At 65.4% G+C, this 25,533-nt stretch carries 23 protein-coding genes and 1 riboswitch; of the genes, 17 read left to right on the top strand and 6 right to left on the bottom strand.

Annotation, left to right across the window (positions count from 1 at the left end; genetic code table 11):
* Positions 1-3: 3 nt before the first annotated feature.
* The 5 genes from D7V77_RS07160 (at position 4) to D7V77_RS07140 (ending at position 4,690) form a co-directional block, all read left to right on the top strand.
* Complete coding sequence (locus D7V77_RS07160; protein WP_120563278.1) at positions 4-213, top strand: hypothetical protein; 210 nt, start codon at positions 4-6, stop codon at positions 211-213.
* A gap of 63 nt (positions 214-276) precedes the next feature.
* Entirely contained in the window at positions 277-1,245 is a 969-nt protein-coding gene (hemB, locus tag D7V77_RS07155) for a porphobilinogen synthase (RefSeq protein WP_120575514.1), read from the top strand.
* A gap of 210 nt (positions 1,246-1,455) precedes the next feature.
* On the top strand, positions 1,456-1,866 hold the full coding sequence (locus D7V77_RS07150) for a hypothetical protein (protein ID WP_233596740.1): 411 nt from the start codon (positions 1,456-1,458) through the stop codon (positions 1,864-1,866).
* Between the two features lie 23 nt (positions 1,867-1,889).
* Entirely contained in the window at positions 1,890-2,507 is a 618-nt protein-coding gene (locus tag D7V77_RS07145) for an RDD family protein (RefSeq protein WP_120575513.1), read from the top strand.
* A complete protein-coding gene (locus D7V77_RS07140) occupies positions 2,492-4,690 on the top strand; it encodes an ATP-grasp domain-containing protein (RefSeq protein ID WP_120575512.1) in 2,199 nt (732 codons plus the stop codon). Before D7V77_RS07145 ends, D7V77_RS07140 begins: the two co-directional genes overlap by 16 nt.
* 63 nt (positions 4,691-4,753) lie before the next feature.
* Here the strand turns inward: D7V77_RS07140 and D7V77_RS07135 are convergent, their stop codons facing one another.
* On the bottom strand, positions 4,754-5,278 hold the full coding sequence (locus D7V77_RS07135; protein ID WP_158624352.1) for a phospholipase D family protein: 525 nt from the start codon (positions 5,276-5,278) through the stop codon (positions 4,754-4,756).
* A 321-nt stretch (positions 5,279-5,599) separates the two neighbouring features.
* Here D7V77_RS07135 and D7V77_RS07130 point away from each other — a divergent pair, with 321 nt between their 5' ends.
* Together D7V77_RS07130 and D7V77_RS07125 are read left to right on the top strand one after the other, a co-directional pair.
* A complete protein-coding gene (locus D7V77_RS07130) occupies positions 5,600-9,310 on the top strand; it encodes an N-6 DNA methylase (protein ID WP_147452006.1) in 3,711 nt (1,236 codons plus the stop codon).
* Positions 9,307-10,869, top strand: coding sequence for an AAA family ATPase (locus D7V77_RS07125; protein WP_120575510.1), 1,563 nt, complete (start codon positions 9,307-9,309; stop codon positions 10,867-10,869). Before D7V77_RS07130 ends, D7V77_RS07125 begins: the two co-directional genes overlap by 4 nt.
* 139 nt (positions 10,870-11,008) lie before the next feature.
* On the opposite strand, the gene D7V77_RS07120 is transcribed toward D7V77_RS07125, so the two are convergent.
* Together D7V77_RS07120 and D7V77_RS07115 are read right to left on the bottom strand one after the other, a co-directional pair.
* Complete coding sequence (locus D7V77_RS07120; RefSeq protein WP_120575509.1) at positions 11,009-12,292, bottom strand: phosphatidylserine/phosphatidylglycerophosphate/cardiolipin synthase family protein; 1,284 nt, start codon at positions 12,290-12,292, stop codon at positions 11,009-11,011.
* Positions 12,293-12,367: 75 nt separating this feature from the next.
* Positions 12,368-13,798 carry a carotenoid oxygenase family protein gene (locus D7V77_RS07115; protein WP_120575508.1) on the bottom strand — a complete coding sequence of 477 codons (1,431 nt, stop codon included), beginning with the start codon at positions 13,796-13,798 and terminating at the stop codon, positions 12,368-12,370.
* Between the two features lie 175 nt (positions 13,799-13,973).
* Between D7V77_RS07115 and D7V77_RS07110 the strand changes: the two genes are divergently transcribed.
* The 3 genes from D7V77_RS07110 to D7V77_RS07100 all read left to right on the top strand — a co-directional run bounded on the left by D7V77_RS07110 (position 13,974) and on the right by D7V77_RS07100 (position 16,260).
* The gene (locus D7V77_RS07110) at positions 13,974-14,633 is read left to right on the top strand and encodes a TetR/AcrR family transcriptional regulator (protein WP_120575532.1); all 660 of its coding nucleotides are present in this window, start codon (positions 13,974-13,976) and stop codon (positions 14,631-14,633) included.
* A gap of 66 nt (positions 14,634-14,699) precedes the next feature.
* Positions 14,700-16,082, top strand: a complete 1,383-nt coding sequence (locus D7V77_RS07105; protein ID WP_120575507.1) for a P1 family peptidase — start codon at positions 14,700-14,702, stop codon at positions 16,080-16,082.
* 55 nt (positions 16,083-16,137) lie between these two features.
* On the top strand, positions 16,138-16,260 hold the full coding sequence (locus D7V77_RS07100) for an aminopeptidase (protein WP_120560766.1): 123 nt from the start codon (positions 16,138-16,140) through the stop codon (positions 16,258-16,260).
* Positions 16,261-16,297: 37 nt separating this feature from the next.
* Here the strand turns inward: D7V77_RS07100 and D7V77_RS07095 are convergent, their stop codons facing one another.
* Complete coding sequence (locus tag D7V77_RS07095) at positions 16,298-16,819, bottom strand: hypothetical protein (protein ID WP_121752695.1); 522 nt, start codon at positions 16,817-16,819, stop codon at positions 16,298-16,300.
* Between the two features lie 93 nt (positions 16,820-16,912).
* On the opposite strand from D7V77_RS07095, the gene D7V77_RS07090 reads away from it, so the two are divergent.
* The 3 genes from D7V77_RS07090 to D7V77_RS07080 all read left to right on the top strand — a co-directional run bounded on the left by D7V77_RS07090 (position 16,913) and on the right by D7V77_RS07080 (position 21,023).
* On the top strand, positions 16,913-18,064 hold the full coding sequence (locus tag D7V77_RS07090; RefSeq protein ID WP_120575505.1) for an AI-2E family transporter: 1,152 nt from the start codon (positions 16,913-16,915) through the stop codon (positions 18,062-18,064).
* A 48-nt stretch (positions 18,065-18,112) separates the two neighbouring features.
* Positions 18,113-19,150: a hypothetical protein gene (locus D7V77_RS07085; protein WP_120575504.1), complete on the top strand. Its 1,038-nt coding sequence runs from the start codon at positions 18,113-18,115 to the stop codon at positions 19,148-19,150.
* Between the two features lie 121 nt (positions 19,151-19,271).
* Complete coding sequence (locus tag D7V77_RS07080; RefSeq protein WP_120575503.1) at positions 19,272-21,023, top strand: CotH kinase family protein; 1,752 nt, start codon at positions 19,272-19,274, stop codon at positions 21,021-21,023.
* Positions 21,024-21,068: 45 nt separating this feature from the next.
* Here D7V77_RS07080 and D7V77_RS07075 read toward each other — a convergent pair whose 3' ends face one another.
* Positions 21,069-21,836 (bottom strand): polysaccharide lyase, encoded by a 768-nt coding sequence (locus D7V77_RS07075; protein WP_120575502.1) that lies wholly within the window; start codon positions 21,834-21,836, stop codon positions 21,069-21,071.
* Between the two features lie 114 nt (positions 21,837-21,950).
* On the opposite strand from D7V77_RS07075, the gene D7V77_RS07070 reads away from it, so the two are divergent.
* The 4 genes from D7V77_RS07070 (at position 21,951) to D7V77_RS07055 (ending at position 25,126) form a co-directional block, all read left to right on the top strand.
* The gene (locus D7V77_RS07070) at positions 21,951-23,339 is read left to right on the top strand and encodes a DUF2380 domain-containing protein (RefSeq protein WP_120575501.1); all 1,389 of its coding nucleotides are present in this window, start codon (positions 21,951-21,953) and stop codon (positions 23,337-23,339) included.
* Positions 23,336-23,806, top strand: a complete 471-nt coding sequence (locus tag D7V77_RS07065; RefSeq protein WP_120575500.1) for an NUDIX hydrolase — start codon at positions 23,336-23,338, stop codon at positions 23,804-23,806. The genes D7V77_RS07070 and D7V77_RS07065 overlap by 4 nt, the downstream gene beginning before the upstream one ends.
* 48 nt (positions 23,807-23,854) lie before the next feature.
* Positions 23,855-23,924, top strand: a riboswitch (guanidine-III (ykkC-III) riboswitch).
* Positions 23,925-23,941: 17 nt separating this feature from the next.
* Positions 23,942-24,271: a quaternary ammonium compound efflux SMR transporter SugE gene (gene sugE, locus D7V77_RS07060; RefSeq protein WP_120575499.1), complete on the top strand. Its 330-nt coding sequence runs from the start codon at positions 23,942-23,944 to the stop codon at positions 24,269-24,271.
* A gap of 105 nt (positions 24,272-24,376) precedes the next feature.
* Positions 24,377-25,126, top strand: coding sequence for a glutathione S-transferase (locus D7V77_RS07055; RefSeq protein ID WP_120575498.1), 750 nt, complete (start codon positions 24,377-24,379; stop codon positions 25,124-25,126).
* Here the strand turns inward: D7V77_RS07055 and D7V77_RS07050 are convergent.
* A complete protein-coding gene (locus tag D7V77_RS07050) occupies positions 25,090-25,386 on the bottom strand; it encodes a Carotenogenesis protein CarS (RefSeq protein WP_120575497.1) in 297 nt (98 codons plus the stop codon). The genes D7V77_RS07055 and D7V77_RS07050 overlap by 37 nt on opposite strands.
* Between the last annotated feature and the right edge of the window lie 147 nt (positions 25,387-25,533).

Genomic DNA, 25,533 nt, shown 5'->3' with positions numbered 1-25,533 from the left:
GGCATGACGTGGGCAAACGGGACCGAGCAGCAGCTTCAGGACGCGCGCCGTGAGCTGGAGGCCGCCGAGCGGGAGCTGAACACCGGGACCGAGGCGGCGCGGGTGCGCTATGCCCGGGCGCTGTACGAGGCGGACCTGGCCGGGCGGCGGGCCGACCGCATGGCGCGCGATTCCCGCCGCCAGCAGCTGACCTGGCGCCCCGTCGCCGGCTGAGCAGGCGGATTCAGGACGCGGAAGGGGTGAAGCGCGGGGCCCGGCGGTTTATACCGGCGACCCATGGCCCACCCCGTCCACCGTCCCCGCAGGCTGCGCCGCTCGGCGGCCCTCCGTGACATGGTGAGAGAGACGCGTCTCTCGCCCACGGACTTCATCTATCCGCTGTTCGTCGTGGAAGGCCGGGACGTTCGCCGTCCCATCTCCTCCATGCCGGGTGTCTTCAACTTCTCGCTGGAGCACGCGGTGAAGGAGGCGAAGCTCGCGAAGTCGCTGGGCGTGCCCTCCGTCATCCTCTTCGGCATCCCGGACCACAAGGACGCGCGCGGCACCCAAGCGTACGCGACGGACGGAATCGTCCAGCGCGCCATCCGGGAGATCAAGTCCGCGGAGCCGGACCTGCAAGTCATCGCGGACGTGTGCCTGTGCGAGTACACCGACCACGGCCACTGCGGCGTGCTGGACGGCAACCACGTGGCCAATGACGCCACGCTGCCGCTCCTGGCCCAGATGGCCGTTACCTGCGCGCAGGCGGGCGCGGACATCATCGCGCCCTCGGACATGATGGACGGCCGCATCGGCGCCATCCGCAAGGCGCTGGATGAGGTGAGGCACCAGGACACGCCCATCATGGCGTACTCGGCGAAGTACGCCTCCGGCTTCTACGGTCCCTTCCGTGAGGCCGCGCAGAGCACGCCGCAGTTCGGCGACCGCCGCGGCTACCAGATGGACCCTGGCAACGTGCGCGAGGCCATCCGCGAGACGGCGCTGGACGTGGAGGAGGGCGCGGACTTCATCATGGTGAAGCCGGCGCTGTCGTACCTGGACGTCATCCGCGCGCTGCGCGAGAACTTCGACCTGCCGCTCGCCGCGTACAACGTCTCTGGCGAGTACGCGATGCTCAAGGCCGCCGGGCAGAACGGCTGGGTGGACTACGAGCGCGTGATGTTGGAGGTCCTCACATCCATCAAGCGCGCGGGCGCCGACCTGGTCATCACCTACCACGCCCTGGAAGCGGCCAAGCTCCTGTAGGCGACACCCGGGCGCCCGTGTTCGGCGGAAGGCTTGATCGCTTCCGCCGCTTGCGCCCAAATGGTCCCCACAACGATGCCCACAAAGAAGAAGCGGCCGGGACGCAGAACCGAGAAGCCTCCGCCCAGACGTGGCGCGACGTCCAAGGTCCGTAAGGGCCCTGCGCCGCGCACCCCGTCGAGCCAGCGCCCCGGGAAGGGTCGCGCTCCGGTGGTCCGTGAACCCGGGCCGTTGCAGTACAAAGTGGTGGAGCTGTCCACGGTGGACGAGGGAGCGCTGGAGCGCACCTTGAACGAGTGGACCGCCAAGGGTTGGAACCTGGACGGCGTGCAGTTCGCGATGCGCGAGTCCTCCAAGCGCCCGGCCATGGCCTTCATCTTCTTCACCCGTGAGGGCGAGGCCGCGCGGCACGACGAGGACGACGCGCGGCAGAAGCTGTTGCGCATGTCGGAAGGCGGAAGCCCCACGGCGCGGCTGGCGGCGGAGCACGCCGGAGAGCACGCGCAGACGGTGGTGCCCTTCGTCCACCCGCTGTCCGCGCACGAGCGGCTGGCGAAGCTGGCGGGACTGGACGAGCCGGAGCCCACCGAAGAGGGTCTCACGCTGGAGCCCGAGGAGTGAGCACCGCCCCCGATCGCAGTCTCATGGCGGAAGGCCGGAGCGCGGGCCGCGTGCTGCGGCTGGTGCAGGAGGACGCTGGGCCGGACTCACCGTACCCGAAGGCGTCGCTGCTCCTGCGCCTGGGCGCGCGCGTGGTGGACTGCGCGGTGGCCTGGGGCCTGTACGTGGTGTGCGGGGCGGCGGGCGCGGTGGTGGCGCTGCTGTTCCTGCTGCTCGCGGACGGGATGCTCCAGGGGCAGAGCGTGGGCAAGCGCATCTTCGGCGTGAAGGTGATGCACCTGCCCACGCGCTCGGCCGCACGGCACCGTGACAGCACGCTTCGCAACGCGCCGCTCGCGCTGGTGGTGCTCTTGGGGATGATGCCCGCGCCGCATGGCGTGGTGGCCGCCCTGGCGGGCTTCGTCGTGATGGGCGGAGTGGAGGCGTGGCGCGTGCTGCGCGACCCGCTGGGCCTGCGGCTGGGAGACACCTGGGCGCAGACGCAGGTGGTGGACGGGAAGGTTGTCGCGGGCGCGACGGTTGCAGCCCGCACGCCGGTGGCCGCCACGCGCGCCCCGGGTCGTTTGATGTCAGCGGCGAAAGTGCGCCGCGGCAAGGCATTCAGGAAAGGGAGACGGGGTAAGCCATGCGCATCGCGCTGACCTACAACCTGCGGCTTTCGGACTCGGAAGAAGAGGCGGAGTTCGACACGCAGGAGACGGTGAACACGCTGGCGGGAGCCATCGAGCGGCTGGGCCATCGCCTGGAGCGCTTCGAGGTGAGCGGCCCCGCGTCGCGCACCGTCGCCCGCCTGGAGGCGTACAGCCCGGACCTCATCTTCAACACGGCGGAAGGCCGCCGCGGCCGCTTCCGTGAGGCGTTCTACCCGGCGCTCTTCGACGAGCTGGGCTTCGCGTACACGGGCTCGGACGCGTACGCGCTGGCGCTCACGTTGGACAAGCAGCTCACCAAGCTCATCCTCTCCAAGCACGGCATCCGCACGCCGGGCTGGCAGTACGTGGAGAAGCTCAGCGAGCTGCAGGCGGAGAACCTGCGCTTCCCCGTCATCGTGAAGCCCAACTTCGAGGGCTCCTCCAAGGGCATCACCCAGGACTCCGTCGCGGAGACGCTGGAGCAGGTGCGGGAGAAGGTGGCGAAGGCGCTGGAGAAGTACCCGGCGGGCGTGCTGGTGGAGGAGTACATCAGCGGGCGCGACCTCACGGTGCCGTTCCTGGCCGCGGTGGACAACGACTTCGACGGCGTGCTCGCGCCGGTGGAGTACGTCATCGACCCGGAGGCGTCCCAGGGCCGCAAGTACGCCATCTACGACTACGAGCTGAAGACGCGCCGGGAGAAGTCCGTCTCCGTGCGCGCCCCCGCGAACATCCCGGCGAAGATGTCCGAGGACGTCCGCAAGATGGCGCAGAAAATCTTGCAGGTGCTGGACTGCCGCGACCTGGGCCGGCTGGACTTCCGCGTGTCCGACGCGGGCGTGCCGTACTTCCTGGAGATCAACGCGCTGCCCAGCCTGGAGCCGGGCGCGGGCATCTACGCCGCGGCGGAGCTGGAAGGGCTGCACCTGGACGGGGTCATCAACTCCATCATCCAGAGCGCGGGCAAGCGCCACAAGATCCGCGACTCCAAGAGCCGCCAGGGCCGGCCCGCGCGCAAGTCCGGTCCGCTGCGCGTGGGCTTCAGCTTCAACGTGAAGCGCGTGAAGCCCAGCGCCACGGCGGAGACGGTGCAGGAGGACAGCGAGGCCGAATACGACTCGCCCAACACCCTCCAGGCCATCCGCGAGGCCATCGCCTCCTGGGGCCACGAGGTCATCGACCTGGAGGCCACGGCGGAGCTGCCGACGGTGCTCTCCAGCACGCCGCTGGACGTCGTCTTCAACATCGCGGAGGGCTTCAAGGGCCGTAACCGCGAGAGCCAGGTGCCAGCGATGCTGGAGCTGCTGGACATCCCGTACACGGGCTCTGATCCGGCGACGCTGTCGCTCGCGCTGGACAAGGCGCTGGCGAAGAAGATCGTCCGTCAGGCGGGCATCCTCACGCCCAACTTCCAGCTGATGGTCACGGGCAAGGAGCGCCTCAACAAGGAGTTCACCTCCTTCCCGCTCATCGTGAAGCCGGTGGCGGAGGGCAGCTCCAAGGGCGTCGTCACCAAGAGCGTCTGCTACTCCGAGACGGAGCTGCGCGACGTGGTGAAGGAGATCGCCGGCAAGTACCAGCAGCCCGCGCTGATTGAAGAGTACATCGGCGGCCGAGAGTTCACGGTGGGCCTGCTGGGCGAGCGTCGTCCGCGCGTGCTGCCGCCCATGGAGATCGTCTTCCTGGACAAGGCGGAGAAGAACCCGGTCTACAGCTTCCAGCACAAGCTGGATTGGACGGACCGCATCCGCTACGACGCGCCCGCGAAGATCGAACCGGCGCTGCTGGAGAAGCTGCGCACGGCGGCGCGCAACTCGTTCATGGCGTTGGGATGCCGCGACGTGGCGCGCATCGACTTCCGCATGGATGACAAGGGTCGCATCTACTTCATCGAGTGCAACCCGCTGCCCGGCCTCACGCCCGGCTGGAGCGACCTGGTGCTCATCGCGGCGGGTGCCGGTATGGACTACCGGACGCTGATTGGCGAGATCATGGCCCCCGCCATCCGCCGCTACAAGGAGCGCGAGGCACGCCGGGCCCAGACGGAGAACCCGGCTGGTACCCACGCACCGCCGCTCAACAAGGTCGTGCAGCGGATCGAGGAGCAGAACGCGCGGGCCAACGCGACTGCCGCCGCGACGGCCTCACCGCAGGAGCCGACGCCTCCGCCGCGCCCGGAGCTCAAGTCCTGAGCGTCCGCTGAAGCGCGGGCAGGGAAGGGGACGGTGCCCGAAAGGCGCCGTCCCCGTTTCATTTCAGCCGTCGTTGAGGGACTGGGCCCAGCCCTTCTCGAAGTTGTCGTGGTACGCCTGCCACAGCGCGTCCGAGTAGAACTTCACCAGGTTCTCGTCGTTGTACCGCAGCGAGTTCTTGGACAGGTTGTGCGAGCCCGTCAGCACCATCTTGCGCACCGTCCCGTTGAAGTTCCCCGAGTAGACGAAGTGCTTGCTGTGCGTGAGCACCTCGCGCGGCGTGCCATCGCTCGTCTTCACGTTGTTGGCGGAGACGTCGTAGAGCTGGCGCAGGGTGATGTTCTTCGCGCCGGTGAGCTTCGTTTTGATGCCCGCGTCCATGTCCGTGTAGAGCACGCGCACCCGGCAGCCCAGCTTGCCAATGCGCACCAGCTCCGTGGCCACGATGACGCGGCTGTCGTTGAAGTGGTTCTGGTTCACGTCCAGCGTGCAGCCCGACACGTACGTCTTGATGTAGTCCGTGAAGTTGTTCGTCACGGTGTAGGCGAAATGCAGGGAGGGCTCGAAATCGTTCCAAGGCTTTTCCAAGCCCTCCCCGGGTGGCTTCATGGCTACAAGGTTGAGCTATAAGGATGCCCCCCCTTGTCGCGAGAGTTCTGTCCAGTGTCCTCGACTCCAACATATTGGCCCTTGCTTGAGGCAGCGCGAGCCGATGGCCTTTCGACCCACACATTGGATGCGGTTGTTGGACCGCTTGCGACGCTCGTCGCGCTTCGATGGGCCGACGCGCACGATGCTGAGCGGGAGACCGTAGCAGTCCTCAAGGGCGAGAAGCCGCAGACCATCCTCCCTAAAGGGCTTCGCTGGGCTACTTGGTGTGAGGCTCCTCGTCCACTGAGCGAGAGCGAGGTGCGCGTCCTCTGGAGCGGCATTCATTCTGCTCTTATGCTTCCAGCCTCCGTTGAAGAAATGCCGCACGAAGTGCAGCTTCCCAGCGGTCGTTTTCTTGCGGCCATGATGGCCTGGGTCAATGAACTCCCCTTCGACACGCCCGCTGCACGTCGCATGGCAGGCGAGGCGTTAACTGAGGTTGTGCTCCGAGCGCTTGAACTCACGCGTTTCGGTGGCGAGTTCATTACGCCGCGGCTCGTCAGCCAGTTAATGGTAGCTCTCGCGAATCCTTGTCCTGGCGAGCGCATCTACGACCCTTGCTTTGGCACCGGCAGCCTGCTGATCGAGGTGAGCCATGTGCTGAGGAATAAAGCTGGTGAGGTCGCGCTAGGCGAATCGACGCGAGTTCAGGAATCTCCGTTGTTTGGTGTTGAGCGTCAGCCAGACCTATATCTCGTTGCCTTTGTGCAACTTCTGCTCGGAGGCGCCCGCCCTGCACTGATGCTCGGGGATGCTCTTGAGAGTGAAGTGGCTAGCCGTCATCAAGAGCAAGGGTTCGACTGCGTTTTCATAGATCCTCCTTGGGGAATGAAGGTTGAAGGCTCCCATCTGTTTGACTTCCCAATTAAGGGACGTACGAGCGAGAATCTGTTCGCTCAGCATGCTGTGCGCTCCCTTCGAACTGGGGGACGTGCCGTACTAGCGGTGCCCCCTGGGCTGTTGGAGCGTGGCGGGGCAGACCGAGATCTGAGGAAGTCGCTTCTCGAAAACTACCGTATTGATGCCGTTCTGCGCTTCCCGGCTAGAGCATTTCGAGGGTTGCGGAGTATCCCTCCGGCACTGGTGCTTGTTCGTAATGCCCCTCCTTCAGATTCAGTGCGTTTTCTCGATTTGGTTGTTCTACCTGAAACGGCAACGGCCTGCTTCAATCTTGCTCGCGACCTCTTGGCCGGCAACGATGTAGCACCGCACACTGTGCGAGATGTTCCCGTCTCTGAATTGCTTAAGATGGATGCGCAGTTCGTCGTTCCAGCGGAACGAGAAGTTGCGGACGATGTCCTGAGTGGGTTAGCCGCCAAGGTCGACTTAGTCGCTCTTAGAGATGTAGTGCAAATTGTCTCGGGCTTTCAACCGCCGCCCCAAGCTGTAACGGACCATCGTGTCGAGAACGCGCTGCCGCTGCTTCGCATCAGCGATCTATCCGATGGGGTAGTGCGAGTTGGCGACCGGTACCTATCCCCATCGAAAGCGGCTAGGCTTCCGCGACCTGATCAACTCGTACGGCGGGGAGATGTGCTTCTCTCCATAGATGGCACAATCGGCAAGGTTCAGCATATTCGCACGGTGTTCGCGACTTCGCGTGATGCTCTTGTGAGTTCGGACGTGGTGGTAGGGATCGCGCAGAAAGGTCTAGTAATTCTCCGACCGACGACTCCCTCACTTGATGCGCGCTTTCTTGCAGCTGTGTTGGCAAGCGACACGCTCCAGGCATTGTTGCGCAGGCTTGCGCGTGGCGTGACCATCGCCCATCTGCCGCTTAACGTATTGGGAATGGTGAGGGTGCCCGTGCCGCCGCTTGCAGTGCAGGAGCGAGTGTTAAGACGTCTTGTAGATCAACCAGGGGACGCTCTAGATGCTCTGATACTTGTGCTTGCAGGTGACGATGAGGATCCGCTACTGCGTCTCTTCCGGACCAGTCCCGCGCTATCTCGCCTCATTGCAGACGCAGTTCCGGAATCATCAGAACTCCGGAACCTCACTTTTGAGGCATTAAGGGAACTGCGACAACTTCGCAATGCAGTTGCGCATCCTATGGCTAACTCGAATCTCCTGCGTGGAGCCGAGCTAACCGGTGATGCAGTCCAGCTTCTACTGGTTTTAGGGGCAGTACCTGCTCAGGCGCTGCGTCGAGGAGGCGAAGCATCATTTGAGGCTGTCAGTGCCGCACAGGACTTGGCGGTTGCGGCGATGCCAATAGTGAGACGCCTCCCCGGCGCGCTGGGGCGGTACGCTTCGCGCCTGATTGAGCGTTTGGCGCAATGGGGAGAGACAGAGCGCTTGGACCTCCTTGCGCAGGTACAGCTTGCCGTAAAGCACGATGAGCGCGAATTCTGGAAGGACGCCGAAGGAAAAAGTCACACCACAGTCCAAGTAACGCTGCAAGGCGCGATGCCTCTCCGAGACGTCGTGGTGCAGGTTCCTGGCCTGCTTCAAGACGTGCACATCGTTGAGGAATTAAAGCCGGGGCAAAGCTTCGAACTCGATTTGGAACTTCCACCTGGATCGAACTGGCAGGGACACGAATCCGGTGGTGGCGTTAGGAAGCCTCTGTACTGGGCTGCCGAGAAACCAGATGGAGAGGGCCTCACAGGCGAATCTGAAGTCCAGGTCTGGTTTATGTGGAGCAATTGGGGGCCGAGCGGTCCCTTTGCACCAGTTCTCCATATGGAACAGTCGCCAATTGGAGATCGGTGGCTGGATTACGGAACCAGTCCGTACGTGGCGGGCGACGTTGTCGACGATCCGGGCATGTTCTTTGGGCGCAAAGCCGTGCTCGCCGACATTCATACTCACGTTGGCGGCGGCACTAAGGTAATTCTCCTTGAGGGCAATCGCCGCACTGGGAAAACCTCGATCCTGCGCCAACTGCAGCGCCCAGAGATAGGGCTTGTCGACCGATGTGTCCTTGTTGAATCCAGCCTCCAGGGGACCATTGGGGATCCCCTGCGAGACGGCATTCCAACAGAGAAGGTTTTCCGCATGCTCGTTCGAGACATTGGGGACGCTTGCGCAAAGGCAGGCATGCAGGTGCCCCTGCCGGGCATGGAATCTGTGGTTGAACTTAATGCTTTTCGCTTTAGGTTTTTGAAATATTTAGATGTGTATTTTTCTGGCATCGATCCCTATGAGGCATTGCAGATCTACGTTGACATGGTTGTTGCTGCAATTGCCCCGAGGCGGCTGCTGTTGATGCTTGATGAGTTTGATAAGCTTAAGGTTGGTATCGACAACGGCGTTACAAGCCCCTTGGTTCCGGAGAATATTCGCAACTTGCTTCAGACCCGCCCCAACGTCGCTGCCATTATTTCGGGATCGCGTCGCCTCAAGCGCCTTCGTGAAGAATACTGGTCAGCACTTTTCGGGTTTGGGCATCGGATCGGCGTAGATCCGCTGGCTCCATCCGAGGTCGCCGACCTAGTAAGGCGACCTGTGGAGGGTCGCCTTGCCTTCAGTGAGGATGCCATTCAGACAATCACACGGACGACGGCCTGCCAACCCTATTTGGTCCAGTCGCTCTGTGCTCGGGTTTTTGAACTTGCAAAGCGCAATAATTGGCGGCGCATTCGAGCTGCTGAGGTGGATGATGCCGCTAGTCATATGGTCTATGATAATGAGCATTTTCGTGTGCTTTGGAACAGCGCGGCGACCGAGCGTCGACGATATCTCCTCTGGCTCTGTCACCGTCTTGTTGACGAACCGCACCGGATGAATGCGGCGCTGCTCACTCAACGCCTCGAGGAGGCTGGTGTAGTTGTTCCCGTGGACTTAGTGGATGACGACCTCAGATTTCTCATTGAGCTTGAGCTAATCGGACTGAGGAACACGGAGCACGGGCCTCAGTATGAACTTGCCTTGCCGCTGATGGGACTATGGATGAACAAGAATGAGGATGCTGAAGCCCAGCGGCGTAGAGCCGTCAATGAGGCGCAGGGGGGCGTATCAACATGACGACTTTTTGGGGGCGAGCCTCGCTGCTTCAGCGAATAGAGGAGTTGCTCCATGGCCGCCATCACGTCTCGATCGTGGGGGCGCGAGCGATGGGCAAGACTTCCTTGCTTCAGCAGGTCGTGCGCCAGCACGCTGCGGGTTCTAGACTGTTCGCTGGCGCAGGCGTCGTTGACCTGCGGCACAATCCACCCACTTCCACCCACGCAACCCTTAAGAGAGTGGGAGAGGTGCTGCGCGACATGTTCAGGACCACATCCGGACAGTCGTTTGCATTCTTGGCTGATGAGATTGATCTCAACGGGTCGGTAGAACGCCTCTATGATCAGTTGAAGTTCGCTCTCGATATTGTGGCCGAAAGCGAGCAGCGTTTGCTGCTCGCTCTAGACGGATGTGATGCGGTCCTGCAGAACCCAGAAATTCCAATCGATTTGTGGAACAGTATACGGGCGCTCGCCCAACGGAACTCACTAAGTCTCATGACCGGCACCCGAGACCGATTGGTGCAGCTTTGCTACAACCCTGAGGCTCGTGATTCTCCATTTTTTAATATTTTTTATAGTACGCCTCTTCTCGTTGGGCCATTTAATGAGGCGGACTGGGGGGGCTTGTCCTCGGCATTCGGTATGAGCTTCGATGCCGCCGCGATGAAGGAGGTAGTCAACTGGACTGGCGGCAATCCCTCGCTTGTCTCTCTGCTTTTAGAGCGCATCTTGGAGTCTGCGCCTGAGCAAGTGCAAAAACGCGATGTGGATGAGGCGGCGAATGGGCTCCTTGCTGGCGAGAGTATGGTTCTTGAGGCGATGTGGAGGGATGGGGGCGAAGAGAATCGCGGCGACATAGTACAACTCACACGTGGAGAACTGTCCGCAGCCGATTTTCCTGACGACCGCCTGAAGTTCTTGCTGGAACGTGGCATCGCAGTGTGCCCCGGGAGCAAGGTCAAGCTGGCGAACCGCTTCATTGAAAGGCTCGCTACAAGGAGGCAGGGGGATGTAAGCAGCGCGAGACGACTTTTTGAGCAGCCGAATGATTATGAGTCAAACATCCGTTCATTGCTCGAGCTCCGCCTGGTGCATGTTGGTGGGGGAGATCCCGAGCTTCGTCGCTTGGTGAAGCGAGCGATTCAAGATGTTTCCAGTAATCCCGCTGGGTGTTTGGGTAATGCGCGTGACATTGTGGAGCGAGCCTTGGAGTTCGTGTGGAATGCTGAGGCACCAGATGGTTGTGTTCCAGAGGCATGGGTTCAACACTGGAAATTCAGTGGTGTCGGTGGAATTGTAGAGAAGCTTCCCGCAAGTCGTCGGCTTCCTTCGCTGGATAAGAGAGGGGAGCACTGCGCTATTCTTCGACTGGCCACGGGGACAGTGGAAGTGTCGCAGCAGGCGAAGTGGCTAACGAAGCCGACGTTTGTGATTATTGAGTTTCTTGTGAGCTTGGGGAATGCGAGGAATCATCGAGATCGATTTGAGTTTACGATCGGATTTTCGGCTGCGTTCTGTATGGTGTGTGTTGAATTGATTGCGGCTCTTTATCGTGAGTTTGATGGTGTAGGTGGGTAGTGGTTTAATGGGTAAGTGGCTGGCGTGGAGCGTAATTGCTGTGAGCATCTTTAAGGGCCTGCTGAGTTGAAGCGGCGCTTGGGCGTTGCTGAAGCGCGGGCAGGGAACGGTGCCCGAAAGGCGCCGTCCCCGTTTCATTTCAGCCGTCGTTGAGGGACTGGGCCCAGCCCTTCTCGAAGTTGTCGTGGTACGCCTGCCACAGCGCGTCCGAGTAGAACTTCACCAGGTTCTCGTCGTTGTAGCGCAGCGAGTTCTTGGACAGGTTGTGCGAGCCCGTCAGCACCATCTTGCGCACCGTCCCGTTGAAGTTCCCCGAGTAGACGAAGTGCTTGCTGTGCGTGAGCACCTCACGCGGCGTGCCGTCGCTCGTCTTCACGTTGTTGGCGGAGACGTCGTAGAGCTGGCGCAGGGTGATGTTCTTCGCGCCGGTGAGCTTCGTTTTGATGCCCGCGTCCATGTCCGTGTAGAGCACGCGCACGCGGCAGCCCAGCTTGCCAATGCGCACCAGCTCCGTGGCCACGATGACGCGGCTGTCGTTGAAGTGGTTCTGGTTTACGTCCAGCGTGCAGCCCGACACGTACGTCTTGATGTAGTCCGTGAAGTTGTTCGTCACGGTGTCGCTGGACAGCTCGTTGTCGTTGCCCGTGCGCGGGAAGAAGTAGGCGGTCCACGGCGCGTTGGGGGAGCTGTAGTAACCCTGGCCCGTGGTGGGGTTGTAGTAGTCCGTCGTCTTCGAGCCGCCGCGCAGGTCGTTGTGGTAGCCGACCCAGTAGTCGTACCAGTCCCAGTCCTCGTAGCTGACGACCATGTCGTTCCAGTAGTTGTTCTGGGAGTAGGTGTTGTTCCAGGAGCCCTGCACCACGACGCGCTGGATGCGGTTGCCCTGCGGATCCGTGGTGGTGGAGAAGGTGAAGATCTTGTCGTGCATGATGGTGCCCTCGCGGTCGAAGCCCGCGATGCACGCACTGCCCGCGCCCGTGCCGTTGCACCGCGTGAGCTCCAGCCTCAAGCCGTCCGGGCACGAAGCCGCCGGGGGCACGTAGCTGCTCAGGTCATGGATGACGCCGCCCGCGGAGAACTCCGAAGCGGCGCCGCCGTTCTGCTCGTCCACCACCAGCCGCACGATGACGCCCCGGCACAGCGCCGCCTTGATGTCCGCGTTCAGGTGGTCCGTCGTCCACAGGAACATGGCGATGCGGATGTATGAACCCTTGGGGCTGTTTTGGATCAGCCGGGCAACCTCGTCCTTGATGCGGTAGTCCCGCGTGCCCGTGTTGTCCGGCTGGTTGAAGACGGCGTAGAGCCCGGGCACGTTCGTCGCGCCCTGGGCCTGCTCCGCCAGATTCGGATCCGTCTGCGCCTCGGGATGACACCCGGTGAGCGCGACCACTACCAGTCCTGCCACCGCCAACAGCCTTCTCATGACCTGCCTCCGTTTCTCCGTCTTCAACCATTTAAGCTGAAATGGTATGGAAAGCGGAGAAAGCAGGAGTCAGTGTCATTTCGCGGGCGCGAAGCCGCCGTGGAACGTCGGGGGCAGGGCGTGATCGAAGTGGCAGCGCGCCACGGGTCCGTCCTCCAGGTGGCGCGCGTCCAGCACGGCGATGTGGGACGTGTCCGACTTCGCGTCGAACACCTGCGTGAGCACCCAGCCGTCGTCCTCGGCGCTTCCGCCTGAGCGGGGGACGAAGATGGGCTCGGAGGGGTAGGTGCCCTCGCCCAGGGACGCCGTCGTCATGCGGCCCGTGGCCACGTCCACGCGCGCCACGCCGTCGAAGAGGCCGCGCCGGGCTTCGTCGCTGCGGTGCGTGCCCACGTAGACCGTCTGGTTCTCGCGGTTCACGACGCTGGGGGCCACGCGGGGGAATTCGCAGCTCACGTCCAGCCGCTGCTCCGTGCGGAAGGTGCGTGCCTTCAGGTCCACCACCGCCCGGTGCAGCATGCCCTTCGCGTCCAGGGACGTGGCGCCGTGCACCAGCTCGCCCAGCCACTGGTTCGTCGTGAAGTCGGGATAGCGCACGTAGTCCACCACCAGCGTGTCGCCCTGCTCGTACGCGTTGCCGAAGTGCCACAGGTAGAAGGCGTCCGTGGTGATGCGCACCGGGTGCGCCACGTCATCGATGGGCACCACCAGCACCTCCGTGCCCGCCTCCGGCTTCCACCGCAGGTTCTCCGAGTACGTGCCCATCCGCAGCAGCATGCGGAAGAGGTTCAGGCGCAGCGGTGACAGGAAGAAGACGAGGTAGCGGTCCGTGGCGATGAAGTCGTGCACCATGGTCGCGCCCGGCAGCTTCACCGCGCCCAGCCGCTGCGCCTTGCCGCCATCCGGCAGCGCGTAGAGGTCCGCCAGCGTCTCGCGGCCGTAGCGGATGCCGAAGTTGTAGGACGCCTTGCGCGACGGAACGCGGTGCGGGTGCGCGGAGAACGTCTCCACCACCGTGCCGTCGAAGTCCGTCTCGCCCAGCGTGGACAGGTCGTCCTGGGACACCTCCACCGGGATGCTGCCCTCGAAGAGCGCGTACAGCTTGCCGTTCCACGCCATCACGGACGTGTTCGCGGAGTTCTTGCGCACGTTGCGAAGCTTGTGCAGCAGCGGCGTGGGCGTGCCGTACGCGCCGTAGCGCTGCGAGTGCGCCTCGCGCTCCGCGACCATCGTGGGTGTGTCCAGCAGCCGCGACGCGCCCGTCACCCCGTCCGCGCCGAAGCGCACGCCCAGCATCCCGCCATCCCCGTCGAACCAGTGCTGGTACTGCCGGCCATGCACGTCGAACGTCCACGGCCCCACCCGGTACAGCGAGCCCCGCAGCCCTTCCGGCACCTGGCCCTCCACCCGCAGCGGCTCGAAGCCGTGCTGGCGGGGGAGCGTGCGGAACGCCCGCAGCCAGCCCGGCGCGGAGGAGGACATCGTCTGCTTCATCGCGGTCGTCATGACGGCTCCCTTTCCAGTGCAACGTAGGGCGCGAGAGAACCCCGCGCCGCCCATCTTGTAGACACTGTAAACATCGCATGTTATCGGTGTCAACATTGATGTTGACGCTGGAAACTTCGCGCGGCGGATGGTCAAGTCGCGCGGGCGACAGTGGGCGCATGAGGAGGCACGGACGGTGGCGACGCGAGGCAAGCGGAAGCAGGCGGCGGAGGCACCCGAGGACAAGGGCCGCTACCACCACGGAGACCTCCGCCAGGCGCTGGTGGACGCGGCGGTGGTGCTCATCGCCGAGGAGGGCTTCGGCGCGCTGTCCCTGCGGGAGGTGGCCCGGCGGGCGGGCGTCACCCACGCGGCGCCGTACCGGCACTTCGCGGACAAGGAGGCGCTGCTGGAGGCAGTGGCGCACGAGGGCTTCCGCGCCATGGCGCGCGAGATGCGCGAGCGCATGGCCCCGCACACCGGCCCCCTGGAGCGGCTGTACGCGGCGGGCGAGGCCTACGTGCTGTTCGCCATGCGCCACCCGCCGCACTTCCGGGTGATGTTCGGCCCGCACTTCACCCGGCCCATGTCACCGCCCCCGGAGCCGGAAGGAGAGCAGGGTGCCTTCACGTTGCTGGTGAGCAGCATCGAGGCCGGACAGGCGGCGGGCCTCCTGCGCCCCGGCGAGTCGCGGCCCCTCACGCTCACCGCGTGGTCGCTCGTGCACGGGCTCGCCTCGCTGTTCGTGGATCAGCAACTCGGTGAGTCCCAGCAGGGCGCGGAGGCCGCGGAGTCGCTCGCCCGCGTGCAGACGCGGCTGCTCGTCGAGGGGCTGAAGACACCCGCACGCGGCTGAACCTTCGGGACAGTTGGTAGGGAAAGCAGGGTTGACCGTAGGAGATTGTCGGGTACGGTCGGCGCCATGGTGCGGATACCGGAAGAGAATGGGCCGAGGGTCCGGGCGCGGGAGCTGGGACTTCCGCTGGGGCGCTTCAAGCCGGGGAAGTACAACGCCATCACCGACGTGGAAGGCGTGTTGGTGGGCCACACCACCATCATCGAAGGCTCGGGGCCGTTACGCCCCGGCTACGGTCCGGTGCGCACGGGCGTCACGGCCATCCTGCCCAACCTGGGCAACATCTTCATGGAGCGCATGAGTGGAGGCGGCTTCGTGCTCAACGGCGCGGGCGAGGTCTCCGGCATGACGCAGCTCATGGAGTGGGGCCTCATTGAAACGCCCATCCTCCTCACCAACACCATGGCCGTGGGCGCCGTGTCCGACGGCGTGGCCAACTACCTGGTCCAGCGCTACCCGGGCATCGGTGACGAGCACGACGTCATCATCCCCGTGGTGGGCGAGTGCGACGACTCGTGGCTCAACGACGTCTCCGGCCGCCACGTGCGCCAGGAGCACGTCTTCGCCGCCATCAACGCCGCGAAGTCCGGGCCGGTGCAGGAGGGCAACGTCGGCGGCGGCACCGGCATGGTGACGTGCGACTTCAAGGGCGGCATCGGCACGTCGTCGCGCAAGCTGCCGGAGGTGCTGGGCGGCTACACGCTGGGCGTGCTCGTCATGTCCAACTTCGGGAAGATGCACAACCTGCGCGTGGGCGGCCTGCCCGTGGGCGAAGTGCTGGTGGAGAAGTTCAAGAACACCCCCCACCGCGGCAAGTCCTACGGCTCCATCATCGCGGTGGTCGCCACGGACGCGCCGCTCTTGAGCCATCAGATCAACCGCCTCTGCAAGCGCGTGGGCCTGGGCATTGGCCGGGTGGGCAGCTACGCGGCGCACGGCTCGGGTGAAATCGTGGTGGGCTTCTCCACCGCGAACATCATCCCCAGGCGCACCCAGAAGATGGTCTACAAGATGAAGATCCTCCTGGATCAGCGTCTGGACCCCCTCTACGAGGCCGTGATGGAGGCCACGGAGGAGGCCATCCTCAACGCCATGTGCATGGCGGAGCCCATGACGGGGGTGAACGACAACTACTCGCCGGCGCTGCCCCTGGACGAGGTCCGCCGCTTCGTGGACGCCTGCCGTCCCATCTTCGCCTCGGTGAAGAAGCGCCCCCACCAGACGAGCGCGCCGGCCTCCAAGGAGCGCCCCAGCGACGAGGACCGGGAGGGGGAGGTGACGCTGGGCAGCGCCCTGCCCACCCAGGTCCGCGGCGCGGAGGGCATTCCCTTCCCGACCCGTCCGGCCCCCAACGAACCCCCTCCGGACGGGGCGCCAGGGCCCTCGCCGGAAGCGAACGCGGCGCCTGTCCCGGGGGACCCCGAGGGTTCCTCTTCCGGGAGCCCGTAGGCTTCTGATAGGTAAGCTCCCCTTTGCTCCATTCCGGAGACCAGGAGCCACCCACATGGCCAACAGCAAGAGCAAGCACCGCCGCGTGCAGATGAAGATCCGTCAGCACTGGAAGAAGCGGATCAAGAAGCAGAAGGAAGCCGCCAAGACCGCAGCCGCCGAAGGCAAGAAGAAGTAGTTCTGCCGCCCTGGCGCCGCTCCCGGCGGCCCTGGCTTCACTGCCGGGTCGCCGTGAAGGGGCGCGCCACGTTGCATCTTTGGGCGCTGGTCCCCTGGACGCGCGAGAACTGGCCGCTGAAGTTCCCGGTCAGGTTGCTCTGGCCCAGGCCGCCGTCCTCGGCTCCGCCGGTGTGGGTCGCGGTGAGGGTGTAGGTGGCGCTCACCCCGCCGTCGCCGCTGGGCAGCGGCGTGCCGATGAGCGTCAGGTCGCCGGTCGCGTACACCTGACCCGTCAGCGCCACCCCCGCCAGTGAGGCCGTGAGCGCGTTGCCCCCGGTGCGCTGGATGTTCAGCACCTCGCCGTCCGCCAGCGGCTGGACGTTCAGGTTCACGCACTCGGCGGACAGGCCCGCGTCCCCCAGGAACGTCAGCGGATACGCGCCCTCCACGGCGGGGCAGTTGTCGGTGCATGCCACGCTCTGGCTCTCGTCGCAGCCAGCGGGAGCGAGCATCAGGAAGGTGCTGGACACCACTGCGGTGGCGACGGCTGCCAGGGGAACGAAACGTCCAGAAGTCATGGATGGCCTCTTGGTGAAGCGAGGAGCGGACTTCCTGGTGGGAATAACCATTCCTACGTTGTGTGCAGTCGTTCTGGGGGACGGGGTGGGGCGGTGACGGCGGGCGATTCGAAGCGGTGGTCCAATTTCATTTTCGCGGGGCTGTTCGCGCTCGCGCTGATTCTCTTTTCACGCATCCTGCTGCCGTTCCTGATGCCGGTGCTGCTGGGCGGCTTCCTGGTCGTCCTGTTCATGCCCATCCAGGACTCCTTGGACCGGCGGCTCCAGGGCCGCAAGTCCCTGACGGCCGGACTGTCCACCCTCGCGGTGTTCCTGCTGATTCTCGCCCCGCTGGCCCTGGTGGGCTGGATGGTGGCCCGGGAGGTGCTCCAGTTCGTGGGCCAGGCGCAGGACCTGTTGGATCAGGTGGACCTGCGTCACCATTTCCTCAACAGCCTGCCCCGGGGTCTTGCCCGCTACGTGCACTTCGATCCGGAGAGCTCGGAGACGGAGCGCCTGTTGATGACGGCGGTGTCGGGCGGCGCGGGGCTGCTCGCGGACGTGGTGGGCGCCGGCACGGAGCTCCTCGTCAACATGTTCCTGATGACGGTCGCCATGTACTACTTCTTCCTGGACGGCCGTCGTCTGGTGAACGAGGTGGCGCGGCTGATTCCCCTGGAGCGCCGCTACTTCGACGCCTTCTCCCACGAGTTCACGGACGTCGCGTACGCCATCATCTACGGCAACACCGTCACCGCGCTGGTGCAGGGCGCGGTGGGCTTCGTGGGGTTGCTCATCGCGGGCGTGCCGCACGCCGGGGTGTGGGGCGCGGCCATGGTGCTGGTGGCGCTGGTGCCGGTGGGTGGCACCGCGCTCGTGTGGGGGCCCATTGGCGTCATCCTCATCGCGGCGAACCGGGTGAGCGAGGGCGTGTTCCTGCTCGCGTGGGGCACGTTCCTGGTGGGCAGCATCGACAACGTCATCCGTCCCAGGCTGTGCGGTTCGCGCATGGCGCTGCACCCGCTGCTCGTCTTCCTGTCCATGTTTGGCGGGCTGGCGGTGTTCGGGATGATGGGCCTGCTGGTGGGGCCGCTCATCGCGTCCATCTTCATGGCCATGGTGCGCATCTACCGGCGCGACTTCCTGGGTCGTGCGCAGGAATCCCAGCCTGCACCCGTGGTGTCCCAGGATTCCTCGCCTTCGCTCACGCCGCAGCCGGCGCCGGTGCCCTCCACGGCCAGCGTGGGTCACGTGATGAACGCCTGAGCCCCGAGCCTGGACTTCGCCCCGGCGCTGGGTGAACCTGACCGGAGCATGACGACCACCCGAAGCGCGAGGGTCCTCTCGGGACTGCCGCGGACCCTGGCCCTCGTCGGAGCCCTGTCGGCTCCGGCCGCGGCGGCCTCCGACGTCCTGACGCCGCCGGCCTTCCATGGCACCCGGGAGTCCCCCGCGTGGCTGTCGCTGCGGCTGGGCACCGGACCGTCAGGCAAGGCGCAGTCGAAGGCGGAGCCGGAGGTGGGCGCGCCCACCTGGGTGCGGCTCAACCTGTCCCTGACGGCAACGTGGCGGCGCTACTGCGCGCGGCCCGGCGTGGACAGCTGCGGCGCGTACGACAGGCTGCCGGAGGAGGATCAGCTCGGGGACACGTCGGACTTCAGGTCGTCGTATCCGTACCTGGGGCTGGCGCTGGAGGTGGAGGTGCTGCCCCTGGCGCGCGCCACCCCGTCGGTGCTGCGCGGGCTGGGGTTCAAGCTGGGGGCGCAGCGGGGCTTTTCCAATTCCGACGTGACGCTCACCGGGGACGGCGGCCAGACGCCGGTGCGCGAGGTGTCCGCCACGGACACGGCCTTCACCGCGCAGGCGATGTATCGCTACTACTTCCGCTTTGGCACGACGCGGCCGCAGCAGGGTTACGTGGGCGCGCGCGCCGGCATCCAGACGCGCGCGTTCGACGTGGAGCAGTCCACGGACAACCCGCTGACCGGCACGCACCGCGTGTTCCCGTCCGTGGCGGTGGACCTGTCCGTGCCGCTGTTCAGCTCGGTGCGGCTGGACGCGTCGGGCGGGCTCCTGCTGTCGCCCAAGCCGGGGCACTCGCCGGAAGCGGACGGGGGCCGGCGGGCGCTGGAGGTCCGCGACTACGGCACGTCCGTGTCCAGCTTCGGCTGGAGCGCGGAGCTGGGCGTGTCCGGGGACATCTGGGGACCGTTCGGCTACGAGGTGGCCTGGCACCTGGAGCACTTCAAGGACAGCTTCTCCGGGCCCGGCACGCTCACTGGTTGGAACAACGGAGGAGCGGCCGAGGAGACGTACTCCAGCCTGCACGCTGGCTTGATCGTGACGTACTGACGTTGACGCTGTCGGGCGTGCGACATCGCCCCGGAGCGCGGGTGTCGGCACTCCGGAACGATGACTACCCCTTGCCTCCACGGCCTGTCACAGGCCCGTGACGCAAGGGGGACGCTGCTCGGTGCGAACAAGGCGATGGTGGACGCGGGGACTGGCGGGGCTGGCGTGCTTCGCTCTGGTGGCGTGCGGCGGCGGTGACACCCCATCGCCCACGAACGACACGCCTTCCGGCACGGACTCCGACGCGGGCACGCACCCGCAGTCCGACGCGGGCACGATGGATGGGGGCACGCAGCCGTCCTCCGACGCGGGAACGGGTTCGCAGTCCGACGCGGGCACCGAAATGCCGGACGCGGGGACGGCACCGCGGGCCTGCGCACCCACGGCGGGCGACACGCGCTGGGTGCTGGAGGGCGAGGCCTTCACCGCGCAGGTGACGTGCGCGACGGGCCTCAAGGAGGCCGGGCTGCGCTTCGGGGTGAAGAACCTGCCTCAGGGCGCCACGTTCGACGAGTCCACCGCCACGCTGCGTTGGACGCCCGCGCTCAACCAGGGCGCGGTGTGGATGCTCACGCTGGAGGAGCGCACCACCGACGAGACGGGCACGCTCAAGGTGGGCGTGGCCAACAATGACAACGCGCCGGGCAAGGTCGACATCGTCGACCCCGCGGCCTACACGGAGGAGTACGGGCTGCCCGTGGTGCACCTGTTCTTCGACCCGGCCGTGGGCCTGACGTCCGGAGGCTACCGGCCCGCGGAGGTGGTGTACCGGGGCCACCGCTTCACGATGGAAGCGAAGTACCGCGGGGCCACGTCCAGCGTGTTTCCCAAGCGCAGCCTGACCTTCAAGTTCGCGGAGGACGACCTGTTCTCCGAGCCCGTCTTTGGCGACGGCTTCAAGGACCGCAAGCGCCTGGTGCTGATCACCCCGTTCAATGACAACTCATACCTGCGCTCGCGGCTCGCGTTCGACCTGTGGAACCGGCTGTCGCCCGACGCCGTGCGCATCCGCACCTTCAGCGTGGTGGTGTACGCGAACAACAAGTACCGCGGCCTCTACACGGCGGCGGATCACGTGGACAAGCGGCTGATGGAGTGGAACGGCATCGACAACGACTCGGACCTGTTCAAGGGCGTGGACGCGGACGCCAACTTCTCCCGCCTCAAGCGCAATGGGCAGACGAAGGAGCACCTCCACGTCGGCTTCGAAAAGGACGAGGGCACGCCCGAGCAGAACCAGCCCCACGCCTTTGACACGCTGGACGCCTTCGTCGCGTGGGTGGCGGACTCCAGCGCGGACGGTTTCCGCCAGGAGTTCGGGACGAAGCTGAAGGCGCGGGACTACGAGGACTGGTGGATCTTCAATACGCTCATCCAGGGCAATGACTCGCAGGGGAAGAACGCCTATCACGCGTATGACCCCAAGGCGGGCGGACCGTGGCGCTTCATCCCGTGGGACCTGGACGCGAGCTTCGGGCAGAACTACGACACCACGCGCACCAGCGCCACGGCGCGGCCCACCTACGCGTATGACAACCTGCTCTTCAAGCGGATGCTCGCGGAGTCCACCATCGCGGGCCCCATGCGCGAGCGCTACCGCCAGGCCCTGAAGAACGAGCTGAGCGAGGCCGCGGTGCAGGCCCTGATTGACGGCTACGTGCAGGAGCTGGGACCGAACGCGCAGCGAGACGAGGCGCGGTGGGCAACGGAGTACCGCGACTTCGCGAAGCCGGAGGCGGGGAGCGACGGAGGGTACGGCAACTTCCCGGACTGGCACCTGCGCCAGGACTTCAAGACCCACGCGGAGGAGGTGGAATACATCCGGCAGTGGGTGCACACGCGGTGGGGCGCGTTCCAGTCACAGCTGCCGTGAGGTTGGCGGCGCGGCGGGGGGAGGACCTCGCCGCGCCCACCGGGACTACCACTGCGAAGGGTCGGCGTCGGCGAACGTCGTGCCGGCGGCGATTTCGTCGAACCAGATGCTGCGGTTGGGCTGGGAGCCCTGCATGGAGCCGCTGTCGTGCCAGCCATTGGCGTAGAGGCCGACGCGGAACTGGAAGTAGCGGTCGTCAGCCACGGTGGTCGCCAGATTGAACTGCTCCAGGACCTTCACGCCGTCGAACCAGAGCTTGATGTAGCCGGTGCTGTCGCTTGCCCACTTCACCTGCATGATGACCTTGTGCCATTCCCCCGCGCTCACGGTGGCCAGACTGGGGAAGGTGACGGTCTTCTGGTTGCAGACGGTTCCCTGCTTGACGCGCGTGTAGAGCTGGTTGCCGGACAGCCACACCATGGTGGACGGCATGTAGTCGTCGCAGCCGGTGTTGGAGAAGTCCGCGATGAACTGCGCGATGTTGTAGGACTGGGGTTGGAACTGCCAGTCCTGCTGCAGGCGGAACGTGAAGCCATAGAAGCCCGTGTCGCCGCGGCGGTAGACGTTGTTCCTCACCACCTCCGAGTGGTACCGGCCCGTGTAGTTCGGGTCGTAGATCTGCGTGACCTTGATGGCGGTGGGGCCCTCATAGGTGACGTTGGTGACCTCGTTCACGGAGCCGTTGTGCTCCCGGTTGATGGAGTTCCAGCCGGTGAGTGTTCCGGTGTTGCGGAAGATCTCCGCCGCCTGCGCGCTCAGCCCCAGCGCGAACAGCGACACGCTAGCGGCGACGGCGAAATGCTTGGGCTGCATTGAAAAGCCTCCACTGAAAATTTACGGCTTTGGCGATATTGCTGGTTTTTCTAGCTTAGCAGATTCGTGCCTCGTTTGTCTTGTTAGCGTGGAGTTCCCCTTCCGGGAGGCTCCATGACGGCGATGCGATGGCTGCTGGGGGTCGTGATGATGTCCCTGGCGTGTGCCTCCGGGCCGCCCGTGCGGGGGCGTGAGCTGCATCAGGGCTCGCGAGTGAGCGCGGGTCTCGGGTGGCAGGGCCGGTCCAGGGGAGGAGAGACGGCGGCTCCCTTGGAGTTCCGGGCGGTCCGGGATGCCATCCAGGAGGTGTCGGACTCACTGGATGGCATCGCCCGGGGGCTCGCCAGGCTGGAGGACGGGGGCGCGGGCATCGGCGGGCACGGCGGTGTCTTCACGCGCTACCTCGAACACGGCTCGGGGCAGGTGGCCGGGATCCGCGGTCTGATTGAGGACGCCACGTTGTTTGAGGAGGCTTCGGAGGCGGTAACGGACGACGAGTTGGCGCGGGGGCTCCTCCGAATGTCGGGCCAGCGAATCGAAGCCGCGCTGGGCAGCGTGATGTTGCTGGCCGCGTGGCTCGACTTCCTCCAACTCGCGGATGCCGTGCTCGCGCAGTGCCCCTTCTACAGCGTGGAGCAGCTCTTCGTGGATCTGGCCCGAGTACAGGGGCGGATCGATCCGAGCCTGAAACGGCTTCAGTCGCTGGAGCCGGAGCAGGTGGAGTCCGCGGCGGTCGCGCTGCCGGGGCAGATGGGGGCCCTCACGCGCGAGTTCCAGTCCATCCGCGAAGGTGTCCGCGCGTCGGCGGAGCTGGGCGGGAAGGTCGTGGCGGCGGCGCGGTTCCTGGAAATGCTCACGCTGGTGTCGTCCCTGAAGGCGTCACTGCCACGACTGCCGCCAGCGGCTCCCGCGACCCTTGGCGTAGGGCTCGTGATGGGGTCGGGCGGCGTGATGATGGGCTCCCGGATTGTCGTCTCTGCGGAGTGGGTGGAGCGGATGCGGGCGCTCGTCCAGGCAGGTGTCCTCTCCGCGCCAGTCGTCAGCGCGGCGGTCCGCGTCCACGCCGGACAGCTGCTGATGTCGCAGGGCGGTCAGGACCTGCCCAAGGGCGTCCGCGAAGCGCTCGGTGATGGGCCAGAGGTCCGTGGCATGCGCGAGACCGGCAGGGCAGGGGCCGGAATGTCGGATGCGCCGCGGCACCACGTGATGCCGCGAGAGCACCGGGAGTGGTTCGAGAAGCGCGGCTTCAAAGGGGCGATGGACATCGACCAGTTCTGCGTCCGCCTGGAGCGTTCGCACCATGAGGCCATACATGGTGGCGGTGATTGGAGGCTGGGGCGCACCTGGCCCGGTGAATGGAATCAGCTGATCATGAAGGCGCTTCGCAAAGCTGAAGTCGAAGCGGGCAAGAGGTTGACCCGCAACGAGGTCCTGGACATCGTGGCGGACTGGATGAGGACCTACGACATCTCCATGAATTTCGTTCGAGGGAGCAGACGATGACGGACGGGCGTTCCTGGAATGGCAACTGGAAGGTTCGCATCCATGAGCGGCTTCAGGAGCGTGGTTTCAAGTCGCTCACCGCGTTCGCAGAGGCGCATCCGGCCATGCCGTTCGTGGAGCTGGCGGAGGAGCTTGGGAAGGACGATGTCGCGGGTGTCCAGGTCCTCCGTGGACTGCTTGTAGAGGCGGAGCGGAGCAAGCAGGTCACACGGTTCGTACGCGACGTGTTCGTTCGTCACTTCGCCTACAGCCTTCCGAAGGGATGGCCATCCGAGATGGATGATCAATCCCGATTTCAGCTCGCCAAGGCGCTCGCCTACTGGTCCACTGACGCTCCTGATAACTACGAGCAGCGGGTCGAGCGGGCCATTCGAGCCCTCCGCGCCAATCCACCCCCGCCAGGCTGGCGTCCCCTCGGTCCCAACGACGAGCTTCTCCTCACGTTGCTGCCTGACGAGCAAGCCTGAAGGAGTAGCGGTCGGCGACCATCCCGGTTAGCTTTCGAGTCGCGTGCGGAAGCCCCAGGGTGGGGCCTCTGAGCCCGGACGAGGTGCGCCGTACCCGGTCACGACAAGACGACGCCTTAACGGGAGTCGTGCGTCATGTCGCCGTCGTGGATCCTCCTCATCATCGCGGGCCTTCTCGAGGTCTGCTGGACGCTGGGCCTCAAGTACACGCAGGGCTTCACCCGGCCGCTGCCCAGCGTGCTCACGGTGGCCGCCATCATCGCGAGCATGGGCCTCCTGGGCCTCGCGGTGAAGCAGCTCCCCATCGGCACGGCCTACGCCGTCTGGGTGGGCATCGGCGCGGCCGGCGCGGCGATCGCGGGCATGGTGCTCTTCCATGAGCCCGCCACGCCCTCGCGCCTGTTTTTCCTGGTCCTGATGATCGTCGCCATCATCGGGCTGAAGGTCACCAGCGGAACGCACTGACCTCAAGACCGTGGGGGAGTGAACCCTCCTCGTAGATGGGCTTCCAAAGCGCGCATCCCCCGAGCACAGGATGCGCGCCGGTTCCCATCACGCGAGGTGACGGCGATGAGCGACGCGAAGTTCGAGCTGTACTACTGGCCCGGCATCCCCGGCCGGGGCGAGTTCGTGCGGCTGGTGCTGGAGGAGGCGGGCGCGGACTGGGTCGACGTGGGCCTCCTGCCCGAAGCCCAGGGCGGCGGCGCCAAGGCCATCACGGCGATGATTTCCAAGGGCTCCGTGCCCGCGTACGCGCCGCCCGTGCTCAAGGTGGGCGACGTCGTCTTCTCCCAGGCGCCCAACATCTGCTCCTACCTGGGTGAGCGCTTCGGCCTGGTCCCCGCGGACGAAGCCTCGCGTCTCCATGCCCGTCAATTTCAGCTCACCGTCGCGGACGCGGTCGCGGAAGCACATGACACGCACCACCCGCTCGCCGTGATGAAGTACTACGACGAGCAGAAGGACGCCGCGAAGCAGCGCGCCGAGGATTTCCGCACCCAGCGCATCCCGAAGTTCCTGGGCTATTTCGAACGCGTGTTGAAGGCAAACACGCAGGGCGGCGGGAAGTTCCTCCTGGGCCGCGACTTCTCCTATCCGGAACTGGCGCTATACCAACTGGTGGAAGGCCTGCTGTATGCCTTTCCCAATGCCATGCGCCGCGTCGCCCCGGAGGTTCCCGGCGTGATGGCCTTGCGTCAGCGCGTCGCGGAGCGCCCTCGCATCGCTGCCTACAAGAAGTCCCCGCGTGCGCAGCACTTCAACCCGCACGGCATCTTCCGGCACTACCCGGAGCTGGACGACCCGAACGCGACGAAGTGACCCTGAGGCACCTCGACGATCTCCCGGGCGAAGAACAGGTCCTCGCCCACGCCGGCCACGCGCACCTGGATGAGCGGGTCGCTCGGGTACTGCATGGGCGGATCGTCGAACACCAGCGCCACGACGACGCCCACGCGGCCCAGGAAGCGCTCCGACACGGAGTCATCCGGCTCCGTGCGGACGATCATCACCGCCGCGCCCATGCGCACCGGCGCGCCGTCCACGTCTTCCATCAAGATGAGCGAGGGGTCGTGCTTCATGGTGCGTAGGTCCGGGGTTTGAGTCGTTTCGACAGCGCCCAGGTCACGAGCGTCAACAGCGCCCATGCCCCCAGGTGATAGGTGGCCACGTGGCCGGGGCCCTGCTCACACGCCAGCTCGCCCACGACCGCGCCCACCGTCCCCACC

Origin of the sequence: Corallococcus sp. CA041A, from assembly GCF_003612075.1 — a bacterium.
In the GTDB taxonomy this organism is placed as follows: Bacteria; Myxococcota; Myxococcia; order Myxococcales; family Myxococcaceae; genus Corallococcus; species Corallococcus exiguus.
Note: the sequence above shows the minus strand (reverse complement) of the source record. Positions and strands in the feature narration are given on the sequence as shown.